The organism is Bradyrhizobium huanghuaihaiense (assembly GCF_007830635.1).
GTDB lineage: Bacteria > Pseudomonadota > Alphaproteobacteria > Rhizobiales > Xanthobacteraceae > Bradyrhizobium > Bradyrhizobium huanghuaihaiense.
Genome location: NZ_VLLA01000002.1, coordinates 131,219 through 145,218, shown reverse-complemented (window position 1 = coordinate 145,218; position 14,000 = coordinate 131,219). Strand labels below are relative to the sequence as shown.

General features: G+C 62.7%; 11 protein-coding genes and 1 pseudogene. 7 read left to right on the top strand and 5 right to left on the bottom strand.

The window, feature by feature from the left end:
- Positions 1–88: 88 nt before the first annotated feature.
- The 5 genes from IQ16_RS04705 (at position 89) to IQ16_RS04685 (ending at position 5,765) form a co-directional block, all read left to right on the top strand.
- Positions 89–1,240 carry a fructose-1,6-bisphosphatase gene (locus tag IQ16_RS04705; protein ID WP_347340195.1) on the top strand — a complete coding sequence of 384 codons (1,152 nt, stop codon included), beginning with the start codon at positions 89–91 and terminating at the stop codon, positions 1,238–1,240.
- 90 nt (positions 1,241–1,330) lie between these two features.
- Positions 1,331–2,518 (top strand): 6-phosphofructokinase, encoded by a 1,188-nt coding sequence (locus IQ16_RS04700; protein ID WP_026312838.1) that lies wholly within the window; start codon positions 1,331–1,333, stop codon positions 2,516–2,518.
- 540 nt (positions 2,519–3,058) lie between these two features.
- Positions 3,059–4,612: a Spy/CpxP family protein refolding chaperone gene (locus tag IQ16_RS04695; RefSeq protein WP_244635531.1), complete on the top strand. Its 1,554-nt coding sequence runs from the start codon at positions 3,059–3,061 to the stop codon at positions 4,610–4,612.
- Between the two features lie 224 nt (positions 4,613–4,836).
- A complete protein-coding gene (locus IQ16_RS04690) occupies positions 4,837–5,400 on the top strand; it encodes a hemerythrin domain-containing protein (RefSeq protein WP_018648163.1) in 564 nt (187 codons plus the stop codon).
- A 143-nt stretch (positions 5,401–5,543) separates the two neighbouring features.
- Positions 5,544–5,765: a hypothetical protein gene (locus IQ16_RS04685; RefSeq protein ID WP_145831289.1), complete on the top strand. Its 222-nt coding sequence runs from the start codon at positions 5,544–5,546 to the stop codon at positions 5,763–5,765.
- Between the two features lie 75 nt (positions 5,766–5,840).
- On the opposite strand, the gene IQ16_RS47465 is transcribed toward IQ16_RS04685, so the two are convergent.
- Positions 5,841–6,410: a hypothetical protein gene (locus tag IQ16_RS47465; protein ID WP_321175593.1), complete on the bottom strand. Its 570-nt coding sequence runs from the start codon at positions 6,408–6,410 to the stop codon at positions 5,841–5,843.
- A 359-nt stretch (positions 6,411–6,769) separates the two neighbouring features.
- Between IQ16_RS47465 and IQ16_RS04675 the strand changes: the two genes are divergently transcribed.
- Positions 6,770–7,525, top strand: coding sequence for a hypothetical protein (locus IQ16_RS04675; protein ID WP_018648166.1), 756 nt, complete (start codon positions 6,770–6,772; stop codon positions 7,523–7,525).
- Positions 7,526–7,658: 133 nt separating this feature from the next.
- Positions 7,659–9,131 carry an adenylate/guanylate cyclase domain-containing protein gene (locus tag IQ16_RS04670; RefSeq protein ID WP_244635553.1) on the top strand — a complete coding sequence of 491 codons (1,473 nt, stop codon included), beginning with the start codon at positions 7,659–7,661 and terminating at the stop codon, positions 9,129–9,131.
- Between the two features lie 107 nt (positions 9,132–9,238).
- Here the strand turns inward: IQ16_RS04670 and IQ16_RS04665 are convergent.
- The 4 genes and pseudogenes from IQ16_RS04665 to IQ16_RS04650 all read right to left on the bottom strand — a co-directional run bounded on the left by IQ16_RS04665 (position 9,239) and on the right by IQ16_RS04650 (position 14,000).
- Positions 9,239–10,095 (bottom strand): annotated as a pseudogene (locus tag IQ16_RS04665) (sugar phosphate isomerase/epimerase family protein).
- Positions 10,095–11,288, bottom strand: a complete 1,194-nt coding sequence (locus IQ16_RS04660) for a dihydrodipicolinate synthase family protein (protein ID WP_145831288.1) — start codon at positions 11,286–11,288, stop codon at positions 10,095–10,097. The pseudogene IQ16_RS04665 and the gene IQ16_RS04660 overlap by 1 nt, the downstream one beginning before the upstream one ends.
- A 166-nt stretch (positions 11,289–11,454) precedes the next feature.
- Positions 11,455–12,606: a Gfo/Idh/MocA family protein gene (locus IQ16_RS04655; RefSeq protein WP_018648169.1), complete on the bottom strand. Its 1,152-nt coding sequence runs from the start codon at positions 12,604–12,606 to the stop codon at positions 11,455–11,457.
- Positions 12,603–14,000, bottom strand: a complete 1,398-nt coding sequence (locus IQ16_RS04650) for a beta/alpha barrel domain-containing protein (protein WP_018648170.1) — start codon at positions 13,998–14,000, stop codon at positions 12,603–12,605. Before IQ16_RS04650 ends, IQ16_RS04655 begins: the two co-directional genes overlap by 4 nt.

Sequence of the window (14,000 nt, the reverse complement as noted above, 5' to 3'; positions counted from 1 at the left end):
AGCGACGGACGTTTGGGTCCGCGAATGAGCAGCGCCGTGCCCGGCGCAGCAAGCGCCGAGGCCGGAGGCGCTGAGCTGCGCGGGAGAAATGCTCATGAGACTCACTCTTTCAGTCATCAAAGCTGACGTTGGCTCCGTTGGCGGGCATACGAAACCGTCTTCACGCATGATCGCGACTGTCGAGGGCGAGGTTGCCAAGGCGATCTGCAATGGTCTGTTGATCGACGGTTTCATCTGCCACACCGGCGACGACATTGCGATCATCATGACGCACACACGGGGCGAAGGAAGCTCCGAGGTCCATCAACTCGCCTGGAGGACGTTCCTCGCGGCCACCTCGGTCGCGAAAACCTCCGGGCTCTATGGCGCTGGCCAGGATCTTCTCGCCGACGCGCCTTCCGGGAACATTCGCGGCGCCGGCCCAGGCGTCGCCGAGCTCAGCTTCGACCACAGCCTCTCCGGCGTGCGGCCCGCGGAGTCCTTCATGGTGTTCGCGGCCGACAAATGCGGCCCCGGCGCCTACAACCTGCCGCTCTATCTCGCCTTTGCCGACCCCATGTACTGCGCCGGGCTGATGCTGCCTCCGATGATCAAGGGATTCCGTTTCCATGTCATCGACATGGACAACACAGCCGGCGACAGCCTGATCGAGCTCGACGCACCCGCCGACTGCTACCACATTGCCGCCCTGCTTCGCGACAACGAGCGCTTCGGCATCGATCGCATCATTTCTCGAACCCATGGCGAGGTCGTCGTGGCCGTTTCGGCACAGCGCCTCCACGCGATCGCAGGCAAGTACACCGGCAAGGATGATCCAGTCGCGATCGTCAGGAACCAGGGAATTTTCCCAGCTCCGGAGGAAATAGTCTCACCGTTCGCCAAGGCGCACTTCGTGGGCGGCGATGCACGCGGCTCACATGTGATGCCGCTCATGCCGGTGCCACTCAACACGCCCGTTACCGGCATGTACTGCCTGCCGATCGTTTCTTGCGTCGGCTTTTCGATCGACAGGGAAGGCCGCTTTGCCGAGTCCTACACCGATTTCTTCGACAACCCGGCATGGGATGAGGTCCGCCGGCGCGCCCAGCGCAAGGCCATCGAGATGCGCAGCCAAGGCTGGTCTGGCGCCGCCATGCTGCCCTATTCCGAACTGGAATATGGCGGCTTCCGCGACACCGTGTCCGGACTGCTGAAGCGTTTTCGACTACGCGACGACCGCAAGCCGGAAGCGGCCGAGTAGCGACCGCCTCCAATCAGAAGCTGGAGCGACGTTCATTGTTCAATCGACAGATGCAGGCGCTATGACGACATGCCGATCCGGGAGGTGGATATGGCCAAAAAACGCATCGGCATTCTCACGGGCGGCGGCGACGTCCCCGGCCTCAATGCAGTCATCAAGAGCGTGACTTATCGCGGCAGCGAGGACGACATCGAGGTTGTCGGTCTGCGCCGTGGTTGGGAGGCCCTCACGCACCTGAACCTCGACGACCCAAACAGCAGGTCCCACTACGTCATCCCGCTGAACCGTGAAAACACTCGAACCATCGACCGGCGCGGCGGCACCGTGCTGCACTCGAGCCGCGTCAATCCCTCCAAAATAAAAAAGCTGCCCGATCATCTCGTCGGCAATGATGTTCCGGTCTCGTTGAGCACCAGCGGCGGCATCGCGACAAAGACGTGGGACCTCACCAGCCGGGTGCTCGCCAACCTTTCGGGACTTGGCATCGAACACCTGATCGCCATCGGCGGCGACGACACGCTCAGTTATGCGGCCAACCTCAACGAACTCGGCGTCAAGATCATCGCCATCCCGAAGACGATGGATAATGACGTCCGCAACACCGAGTACTGCATCGGCTTCTCGACCGCGATCACCCGCGCCAGCGATGCCATCCAGCGGCAGCGCACCACCGTCGGCTCGCATGAGCGAATTGGCATTTTCCGCGTCTTTGGCCGCGATGCCGGATTTACGGCACTGTACACCGCGTATGCGACCTCGATACGATGCGTCATACCGGAGTATAAGGTCGACCTCAACAAGCTGATCCAGTTGCTCATCGAGGACAAGCGCGCCAATCCAAGCAACTACGCGCTGATCGTGCTCAGCGAGGGAGCTCAGTGGGAAGGCTACAAGCTGCGGGAATACGGCGAGCCTGACGCCTACGGTCATCGCAAGAAGGCCAACGTGGCGGAATCGCTTGCCGACGAGATCAAGCAGCGCACCGGCGAGGAGACGATCACCTCCGATCTCACCTACGATTTGCGATCGGGCGATCCGGACTTCATCGACAAGCTTGTGGCCCTGACTTTCGGTAACATGGCCTACGATGCCATGCTGGAAAGCAAGACCGGCCTCATGTCGGCACTGGTCGAGGGCCGCTACGACCTCGTGCCCATCCCTGACGCCAAGCTCGGTCCGCGCAAATTGGACGTTGCGAGCAGCTACAACACGGAGCGCTACCGCCCCATCTACGCCAACAAGCAGGGGCTGCCGATCTTTCTCAACCGCGCGTCCTAGCGTGCCGGACCGGGAGCCAGCAGTAAGTCCGACCAATGTCAGTGAAATCGACTGGGCGCTGGAGCGGCTGGCCACCCCTGACGCAGGATTTCTCCTGAGGCGCCTGCGTCGGAAGATCGCAATGCCGGCGGTGGCCGACAACGAACGATTCCGCCAGCCGTGCGTTGGAACGTCGTGGGCGATTACGAGCTGGGAGCGACAAACATGCTTCCGCGTGGCGTTTGCCTGACGGCGGTTTTAGTTGGTGCCTCGGTGCTGGCGACGAGCATCAGTGCGTTCGCCCAAGGACCCGGCCAGGGACATGGAAGAGGCGGACCACCCGGCCCAGCCGCAGCGCCGGCAGCACGGCCTGCAGCACCACCGGCCATGGCCCGTCCGGCGGCGCCGCCAGCCATGGCACGTCCCGCCGCACCGGCATTCCATCCCCCGGCCATGCCGCAGCGACCGGCCATGGCACCACATCCTGCACCGCGCATTGCCGCACCGCCACCCCGCCCGACCCCACATTTCGCTGCACCGCCGCCGCGAGCGGCCCCGCACGTGGCGGCACCGCGGCCTGAATTCCATCGGGCGCCGGCAGCACCGCAGCGCCCGGCCATAGCACCCCGGCCGACGCCGCACATCGCCGCTCCCTCGGCCGCTCCGGCGCGGCCCAACGGACCGCCGGCCGCGAGCGAGCGGCTGTCGCGGCGGGATCAGATCGAACAGCGCGCGCAACAGCGCCAGCAGCAAGTCCAGCAGCGCCAGGAGATGGTGCAGCAGCGGCAGCGCGAGACGCTGTCGCGCCAGACCACGGAACGCCAGACCCGCATCGATCGCCTGCAGCAGCGCGTGCAGCAGCTCCAGTCGCAGAAACCGGAAGGCGCGCGGGCGTTGCGCGAGCAGCAACGGACGCTCCAGACCCAGAACCGCCTGCTTCAGCGTGAGCAGCGCGCTCAGCAAAGCGACCTGGCGCGCCAGCAGCGGCTTGGCCTCCAGGCTCCGGCCGGGCGGGCGGCAGCGACGACAGCCGCGGCCGCAGCCGCTGTGCAGGCGGCCCGGAGCGGGCGGTTTGCCGAGCGCTTCCGCGAACAGACCCCTGCGCAACAAGCCCAGGCGGCGCTCACCACCCGCCAGAGCGGCTGGGCTCCCCGGCAGGCCTGGCGTCATCGCCATCCCGCGGTGTTCGTGGCCTGGCTCGGGCCCGTGTTCTGGCCTTATGCCTATTCCGACATTTTCGACTACACGTTCTGGTCCTACGCCTACGAGCCCGGCTATTGGGCGTATGCCTATGACGACTTCGTCGACACCGTGTTCTGGGGTGGTGACGGCGCCTATTCCGCCTATGCCAGCATCAACCCGTATGACTATCCGCAAGCCGGCGGCGGCCGCGCCCGTCCGCGCGCCAGCGCGAGTCAGCAAACGCTGCAGCAATTGTGCAGCACGCCGGACAAGGGCGTGACCGCCTGGCCGCTTGCCGATATCGCGCGGGCGGTGCGGCCGACACCGGAGCAACGCGCGCTGCTCGACGAGCTGAAGACCGCGGCGGCCAACGCTGCCGGTGTGTTCAAGGACTCCTGCGCAGAGACCTATGCACTCACTCCGCCTGGCCGCCTGCGCGCGATGATGAACCGCGTCAGCGCGACGCTGGAAGCCGTCAAGATCGTGCGGCCGGCGCTGGAGAATTTCTACAACTCGCTCAGTGACGAGCAGCAGGCCAGCTTCAACGCGCTCGGTCCCAATGTCGGTGAGCGCTCGCTGCCGCAGCAAGCCAACGCCCAAGCCAATACCGACGGCTGTGGCGATCCGAAATCCGGCCTGACCCAGTTGCCGATCCAAAGGATCGAGGCTGTGCTGCACCCCGCCGGCAAGCAGAAGGAGGCGCTCGACCGCCTCAGTGAAGCGACAGCCAAGGGCGTTGAAGGCCTGCAGGCGGCTTGCCCGAACGATGTACCGCTGACGCCGGTCGGACGACTGGAGGCGATGCAGCGCCGGCTCGAGGCGATGCTCACGGCCGCCAAGCTGGTCGAACCTGCGCTGGACGAGTTCTATGCCACGCTGAGCAGCGAGCAGAAGGCGCGCTTCAACACGCTGCAACAGGTCGCAGGCCAATGAGGGCGTCGCGTTCTCTCGTTGCAATTTGCGCAGCGGTCGAACGAAGCGGGGTGACTCGGGCGTGTACTCATTAAGCGGCTGGCTGGTGTCCGGTTAACTCCCAACGGCGGCCCAAGAGCGGATGGCGCACTATGCGCCCGGGACTTGATTTAGCGCAAGAAGCTGAGGCGACTTCGGGCTAAGCTTTCAAAGCTTCTCAATCGGTCACTTTGTGGATCACAGCAATGATCATTGAGCGCTTAAGCCAAGAGCACCGCAATATCGAGAAACTGCTCGCGATCCTTGAGCGGGAGCTTCAGGTTTTCGACCTGGGCGACCGCCCCGATTATGAGGTTATTGGCGCGGTCATTAGCTATTTCGAACTTTATCCCGAGATTTACCACCACCCTCAGGAAGACCTGGTCTTCGCCAAGTTAAAAATTCGCGATCCCGGTGCGGCTGCGAAGATCGGTGATCTCGCTCGCGAGCACCAGAGAGGGGCTGAACTTTTGCGCCGAGTCGCTCAGGAGATTGGCAATGTTCTTGCGGGCCGCGAACTCCTTCGGCAAGATGTGCATGCCATCGTTCACGATTTCATCGAGCACGAGCGACGCCACATCACGATGGAAGATCGCGATTTCTTTCCCGCTGCCGTGAAGGCTCTCGAGCCTCAAGATTGGACGGAGATCGCTTCAGCTATATCCAATCCTGAGGATCCGCTGTTTAGCGAGGCGGCCGAAGAGACGTTCGACGCGCTACGGGTACGCATCTCGCAGTTGGAACAAGAAGCCGAAGCCGAACGGCACTAGTCAAGCTCATCCGCATTGTGCTGATCGGATTCAATGTCCGAAAGGTCAAAGCGTCGCCCCAATCGCCGCTTGGTCACTTCCGGTGTGCCAGACGGACCGGCCCCGCAACCATGAGCGTAGGGTTGGGATAGCAGGAGAAGACAATGATGACTGACGATCAAGTCAATCTCGTCGTTCGGCACCTTTGCGAGCAATTGCATTTGGCGCTCCGCTTGAAGGACAGCGAGGCCCATCCACCAAACGCCAAGGATATTGGATTTGATACTGCCTCTGTAAGAACTGTATTTCTGACTGGATTGCGTTCGGCGGGTGTCACGATCAACCACGAGGCAGCCGCGGCGGGCGAAGAGCCGCCGTGGTCCTAAACATGGATGTCGCTGCCGCGCACTCTCTGCATGGGTGCAGCGGCACGTAACGCAGCTACAGCCCCATTTCAGAACTCACGCGGAAATCGTCTTCCGCCCAGCATCTTTCGTGTTAGCGACCGCTTGAGGCTGATCTATCTCATTCGAGCCAATGGCGTTGCATTGTTGGAAGTGCGAAGACAACGCAAGCTCGGCCAGATGATCCCAGTATTCTGCTTCTGCGAGCAGCTTCCACTTGTTCATGCTGTTGTACGCGGCCTGTTGGCGGCAAAGTGAGCTCATCGCACGCAAGCGTCGCACCTTATCCACTGCGAACCTCCCTTCGCGCTTGCTTGCTTGCAAGCGCATTTGTGTCGTCACAGCTTCGCAGATCGAATTGACGAGTGATAGCCCGGTGTTTGACGGTGAATCGATGATAGCGCAATCGTCTGACTTTTCACCGAACAGTCCAGTCACCGAACAGTCCAGCCCGAAAAAATTTGACCTCGAAACCAGTTTGGCCGGCGCATTGAATTGCAGGATCGTCCCTGGCGCTCCGCAATAAAGCGCGCCGGCGACTTCGGCGAAGCTCGCCAGCCTTGTCGCGCCGATCACAGCAATGGCCCCGACGTTTGCACGTCGGGGCCATTCAAGATCAACAGGCAATGGGTACATCCGCCCTACCTGCTGATCGTTGATGCCACTGATTACCACATCCGATCTGGCACAGACTGTGGCGAGGCTGCGGCATCGGGATGATGATATTCTGCCTGAAAGCTGATGGCAGTCCACCTCATCATTGGTGGTACTCCCACAAGCTCGCTGACCCGCACGAGCTGGTCGCTTCGCAAAACGTGCACCACGCTTCGTCATCCGGCGTCATCGCCGCTGAACCTTTTCGGGATTTCCGGGACCAAACTCTATAAGCTGCGCGAACGACGGCTTTTCTGCCGTGAACCGGCCTGACCATTGCGAAGTGACAGTTTGATTTTTTTGGCGCTGCAATAGCGCAAGAGAGGTCCGTTATGGACCTTACAGCTGGCAAGAAAGTCAGTTGCCATACCATACGGTGTCATTCCCCAGGATGGCGCCGCTGTGGAATTCATATTGTTGCGGTGCTCTGCACCGCTTGCACTCTCCTGTTTGCCAGCGAAGCCAGCGCTCAATGCACGGCGCGAGATGTCCTGCAGAACCAGCTAAGGCTCAAGAAAGCCCCGTCAGCCGACAGGCCGCAAATCCCGATCAAATCCGCCGTCGAAGTCCAGGTGTGGAAGAAGATCACAATCGGGACGCTTGCAAATCTCTTTGCCCTCAGTAACGCATTGGATGCGGCGGGTTGCGGTATCGGAAACTCGGCTGGCGAAATTCTCGCACGACCGAGCTTTACCCTTCGCCGCGCGAAAGCAAACGTAGAGCTTTTTGCGGTGTCGGCAGCCGAACTCGGCTTTCAGACCGATACTGCGTCGCTGGCGGACATTTATGCGCGCGCCAAGAAGCTGGGTTTCGGACTTGCGGCGGCAGAAGTCGGGCCACAGCTGAGGCTTCAATATTTTGACCAGCCGATCGGTGAATTTCTCATCATCGGAATGGAGCCAATCAGAACGTGGAAGGGTGCTCCCGTCATCTTGAATGTAGCCAATGGCGGAGCGGGACTAATTCTCATCGGCCAGGATGGCAGCCCCGACGCACAGATCTCCATGGCATCCCGTTTTGTATTTGTGCGGACCAATGAAGCCGCACCTGCCGAGACACAGGAGGCCGTAGCACGTATCGATCGCTGAATTTCCAGGTGTGCGCAGCGACACAGCCAGGACTTCGCGACGGTATAGCCGCACCCGGAGACACCAATAGCGTCGTCAGCCCATCAGGTAGGGAGCGTGAGATGAATGTCCCGTCTCCAGTCAACAGAGTCTCCTGAACCAGCGGCTCGCCGCGCTCGCAGCGGCAAGAAGCTGGGCACCGAATGTTCTGCCGGAGCTCGAGCGCTTCATCCGGACCGCCGGCGACTACGATCTTCTTCGCGTCAACCCCATCCAATACGGCCGCGCCGTCGGCATGTCCGAGGCAGACGCGATCGGGCTGTTCGTGCACGCTGCCAAGGTGGGCCTGTTCGATATGGACTGGTTGCTGATCTGCGCCTATTGCCCGCAGGTCGCCGGCAGCTTCCGCGAACTCGACCAGGTCCATCCGCGCTTTCAGTGCGCGTTCTGCAACGCGATCAACGATGTGGCGCTGGACGACTACATCCAGGTCGCATTTACAGTCTCGAGCGGCGTCCGCGACATCATATTCCGCCATCCCGAAAGGCTGTCCGTCGAGGATTTTTACCTGCGCTACAACTTTTCCAAAGGCTTCATCGCTCCGCACGGAATGACGCACCAGCAGCTCGTTGCCGCGCTCTCACGGGGATTCGCCGATATCGAGGCGCATGAGCACCGCAGCTTCGACTTCGAGGTCACGGCTGGCCGCTTCGAGGTGCTGGATTTGAGCCACAAACTCCTTCTGGTCTTCTTCGCGAACGGGACGCCAGCAGAGCCGCAGGAGACGCTGGTCCAGCTCGAGTCGGGTCGCTTTCTGCTACCGGACCGGCCAACGGCACCGCGAGACATCGTCCTCGGCGACGGACGGTTTTCGTTCCGGCAGACGGCCGATCTCAACCCGGGCAAGCACACCATCCGGATCGAGAACCGTACTGGCGATCGCGGCCGCTTCTGGTTCGTCCAGTACCCCTTCGGTTTCGAACCCCATCGGGTCGAATATGAACCGTTTCTGTCCGGCAAGCGGTTGCTGCTCACCCCGAGCTTCCGCGAACTGTACAAGGCGCAGCTGGTGGATGAGGGCGAGAGCATCAAGGTCTCGGACATGACTTTCCTGTTCACCGATCTGAAGCAGTCGACCCCGCTGTATGAAAGCGTTGGTGACGTGAACGCGTATTTCCTGGTCCGTCAGCACTTTGAGATCTTGAACAGGATCATCCGGGAACGATCCGGCACCATTATCAAGACGATCGGCGATGCAGTCATGGCCGGGTTCGAGCGTCCCCAGGACGCCGTTTGCGCCTCAGTCGAGATGATCGAAGAACTGTCGCGATTCAACCGGACCGCTTCACGGCCGCTGGGCCTCAAGGTCGGCGTCCACAAGGGTCGGGCGATTGCGGTGACGCTCAACGACCGGATCGACTATTTCGGACAGGACGTGAATATCGCCGCACGCGTGCAAGGTCTCGCCGATGTCAACGAAGTCTGCATCAGTGCAACCGCGATGGAGGCGCCTGGCGTCGGTGATATCGTCAATTCGCGCTCGGTGTCGCGCGACTACGAGAACCTGAAGGGTATCGGTCAAAAGATGGAAGTCCATCGCATGACAATCCCGCCGACGCAGACGTGAACGAGCGCAATCCTGCCGAGGTGCCTTGGACCAGTTCCATGCCTCGCTGGGTGAGCTGAAGGCACGCTGCAACGGGCCGCAGCCCGTCACGGCCACGCTCGCGGAGCCTACACCACCGTCCTGTGCCGCGCGATGCAGGTGCGAAGCACTTCGTCCATCGGCTTGCCCCACCAGTCATTGGAGAAGATCTCGATCTCCGAATAGCCGGCAAAGCCCTGCGCTTCGACCGCTTGACGCACCGATTTGATGTCGATGACGCCGTCGCCCATCATGCCGCGGTCATTGAGGATGTCTTTTGTCGGCACCAGCCAGTCGCAGACATGGAACGCGAGCAGGCGATCCTTGCCGGCCCGCGCGATCTGGCCCATCAGCTCCGGATCCCACCAGATGTGATAGACGTCGAGCGCAACGCCGAGCATGCCGGTGCGGCCGGGATCGAGACGGTCGCAAATGTCGAGCGCCTGCTTTGTCGTGTTCACGCAGGCACGGTCGGCCGCATAGGCCGGATGCAACGGCTCGATGGCCAGCGGCAGGTTGGCCTGTTTGGCGTAGTCGAGCATCTCGGCGAGGGCTTCCTCGACCTGCCCGCGCGCTCCCGCGATATCCTTCGAGACTTCGCTGCCCGGCCGCGAATATTGCGGCAGGCCGCCGACGACCAGCAGGACGCACCCAGCGCCTTGGCCTCATCGACGCAGCGCCGGTTGTCGTCGCGCACCTCGCCCCGGCGCGAGGCGTCGGAGGTGAACATGCCGCCGCGGCAATAGCCTGAGAGATCGAGACCGGCATCGCGCACCGCGCGCGCGGCGCGGTCGAGACCGACGGCAGCGACCTGGTCGCGCCAGGGATCGATGGCGCGGATGCCGTGCCTCGCACAGGCATCGATGATTTCGACGAGGTCACCCTGCTTGCGGACGGTCGCCGTGTTCAGCGACATCCAGCCGTGGTCAGACGAGAAATCGCGCATCAGGATTCGATACCGTGGGTGGCGAGCACGGTCTTCATCCGCTGCGTCGCGAGTTCGGGATTGGCGAGCAGGCCGGCCTTGTCGGCGAGACGGAACAGCTCGGCCAGATGCAACGTGGAGCGCGTGCTCTCCTGTCCCCCGACCATGGTGAAATGGTCCTGGTGGCCGTTGAGGTAAGCCATGAAGACGACGCCGGTCTTGTAGAAGCGCGTCGGCGCCTTGAAGATGTGGCGCGACAGCGGCACAGTCGGCCCCAGCACGTCGTGGAAGCCGGCCTCGTCACCCGCCGCCAGCCGCGACAGCGCGTAGGACGCTGCCGGCGCGATGGCATCGAAGATACCGAGCAGCGCGTGCGAAAAGCCCTTCTCGTCGCCGGCGATCAGCTCCGCGTAATTGAAGTCGTCGCCGGTGTACATCTTGATGCGCTTGTCGAGGCGCCGGCGCATATCGATCTCGCGCTGCTTGTCCAGCAGCGACACCTTGACGCCGTCGACCTTGGCGGCGTTGCCGTTGATGATGGAAACGGCCGTGTCCATCGCCTTGTCGAGGTCTTTGGTGCCCCCCCAATATCCCGTCAGCGCCGGATCGAACATGTCGCCGAGCCAGTGGATGATCACGGGCTCGCGGACCTGCGACAACACGCGGTCATAGACTTTTGCGTAATCGTCAGCGTTGCGGCCAAGCTTGGCCAGCGCGCGCGAGGCCATCAGGATGATGCGGCCGCCGATCTTCTCGACTGCCGAGATCTGCTCCTCATAGGCGCGGATGACGTCGTCGATGGTTTTGGCATCCTCGACCGCGAGGTGGTCGGTGCCGGCTCCGGAGAACACCAGCGCATTGCGGCGCTTGGCGGCGCCGACCGAGCGCGTGATCAGCTCGAGCGAGGTCGGCCAGTCCAGCCCCATGCCGCGCTGCGCGGTGTCCATGGCTTCAGCAACGCCCAGACCAAGGTCCCAGACGTGCTCGCGGAAGGCGATGGTCTTGTCCCAGTCGACGGCGACCGAGAGCCAGGGATCGTTGTCCGCGAAGGGATCGGCGACCGTATGCACGGCTGAGAAGGCAATGCGGTTCAGCGGTCCCTCGAGCTTTGCGGGGAACGTTCGCGAAGCCGCGAGCCGGTAGGTCTCGATCGAGCGATCGGCCTTGGGCAGCTTGAGTGACAATGACGACATGGGTGGGACGGGCTTGTTCATGATTTCGAACCTCTCCCCGTCATTGCGAGGAGCCACCCGGTCCGGCCTTCGGCCGGCCGGATGATAAACTCCGCGACGAAGCAATCCAGACTGCCTCTGCGGAAAGACTCTGGATTGCTTCGCTTCGCTCGCAATGACGGCTCAGCAGACATTTATCCAATCAACCTCACACGTTGATCGGAGCGACGTCGATCCAGCGCCGCTCCTTCCAGCTCTTCAGCGCGCATTCGGCGAGCTGCACGCCCTTGGCGCCTTCCAGCAGCGTGAACTTGTAGGGAGCATCCTCGTAGACGTGGCGGATGAACATCTCCCACTGCTCCTTGAAGCCGTTGTCGTAGGTGACGTTGTCGGGCAGCTTCTGCCAATCGCCGTAGAAATCGTGCAGCCGCTTCTCGTCGGGATTCCACACCGGCCTCGGGGTCGCCTGCCGCGCCTGGATCATGCAGTCGGAAAGTCCCGCGACCGCCGAGCCGAGCGTGCCGTCGACCTGGAAGGTGACGAGGTCGTCGCGATAGACGCGCGTCACCCAGGACATGTTGATGTGGGCGATGACGCCGCCCTCGAGCTGGAAGGTCGCGTAGGCGGAATCGTCCGCGGTCGCCTTGTACTTCTTGCCCTGCTCATCAAAGCGCTCGGGAATGTCGGTGTTGCCGATGCAGACCACGCTCTGGACATTGCCGAAGAGGTTGTCGAGCACGTAGCGCCAGTGGCAGACCATGTCGAGGATGATGCCGCCACCGTCCTCGTCGCGGTAGTTCCAGGACGGCCGCTGCGCTTCCTGCCAGCCGCCTTCGAACACCCAATAGCCGAACTCGCCGCGCACCGAGAGGATGCGGCCGAAGAAGCCGGAATCGCGCAGGAAGGCGATCTTCTTCAGACCGGGCAGGAACAGCTTGTCCTGCACCGTGCCGTGCTTGACGCCCCTGGCGTTGGCGAGCTTCACGACTTCGAGCGCTTCCTCGAAATTCGTCGCGATCGGCTTCTCGCAATAGACGTGCTTGCCGGCATTGATGGCCTGGGTCAGCAGACCGGGCCGGGCTTGCGTGGTCGCGGCGTCGAAGAACATGGTGTCGTTCTTGTCGGCGAGCGCGGCGTCGAGGTCGGTGGTCCAGCGCGTGATGTTGTAGCGCTTCGCAAGCGCCTCGACCTTCTCGGCGCTGCGGCCGACCAGGATCGGATCGGGCATCACGCGGTCACCGTTCTTGAGGCGGACGCCGCCCTGGTCGCGGATCGCGACGATCGAGCGGATCAGATGCTGGTTGAGCCCCATGCGGCCGGTGACGCCGTTCATGATGAGGCCGAGGCGTTGGGTGGTCATGCCAATTGCTCCTGAAGTGATCCTGGCTGTTCGAGCGGGCGGAGCGCCGACCAGTCCGGATGGACCGACGTCGCAAAGCCCGCAGCATGAAGCGATCCCGTCAGGAGATCGCCGTTGTGAATGGAGAGCCGGATGCCCTGCCCGGCATCGGCGTAGAGATCGGGATGCGCGGCGGCGAAGGCCGCGGCTTCGGCGGCGGGCGTCTCGCCAAAGCCGTCGACATAGTGGTGGCCGTTGCGTTCAGCGTGGGTAACGCCGAGGAAGGCACCGAGCGCGAGGTCCTGCTGCACGGCAAGGCCGGCCTGGCAGGTCAGGTCCTCGCCGGTGACGAAGAAGGTTTCGCCGCCCGCGCTCCACTTTGCCGCGCGCGTTGCGTTGACGATGGACTTGTAGAGTCCCTTGCAGGACTTTGAGGAAATGCCGCGATAGCCGAGCGCCCGCGCTGCGGGGAAAGCATCGTAGGAATCGTCGGCCTCGTCGATGATGAAGCCACGCGCCGCCAGCGAACCCAGTGGCGATCGCCGCGTAATGTCGCGCGGCATCGGCTGCTCGACATAGAGCAGGTGCGAGGCGATCGGACGCAGCGCCGAATCACGGTCGAGCCGATCCATCAGCGCCTGCAGCCCAGCGAGATCAGCATACTGCTCGTTGGCGTCGAGCGTGACCTTGTAATGGCGGCCGAGCGTGTCGAGCTCCTTGCCGACACGTACCAGCCGCGCCGCATCGGCTGCGGGATCGCCCGACAGCTTCAGCTTGAAATGGCTCGCGCCGGCGTTCTCATGTGGATCGGCAACACCGCCCTTACCTTCGACGGTGTCGTCGAGGCCAACGGTATGCCTGATCGCAACGCGCGGCAGCGGTTTGCGCACGGCGAGAAACGTCGTGAGATCCGCGTCCTTCAGATCCGGCGAAAGTCGCGCATCGATGCCGGCGATGTTGCCCGCCATGCCGTCGAAGAAGTTGGCTTCAACGCCGCGCAAGAGCGCATCGAGGATCGCCTTGTCGATCTCTGCGGGACCATAAGCAGCAGCAAGTGCCGGAATGTTCTTTTTCGCGCACGTCGCGATCAGGGCTCCGATGCACGAGGCATGCAGATCGAACGCCGTCTGGAATCCGGTCCGCGCAAGATAAAGTCCGCGCGCGATCTGCAGCGACCGTCGCAGGCCATCGACCGTCTGCGCCGGCGACAGCTCAGGCCGCTTGTCGAACCATTTCGGCACCAGCAGCTCGGCGCTGGCGCCGACCGCAACGCCCCTGCCCTCGACCTCGATCTCGACCCGCACGAACAGCTGCGGCGTCGCGTTGATCGTGATCGCGCCAAAGCGGAACGGTCGCGCGAAATGCACGGGGCGTTCGAAGAAGGCGATGTCTCGCAGCTTCAGGCGCGGCGCCAT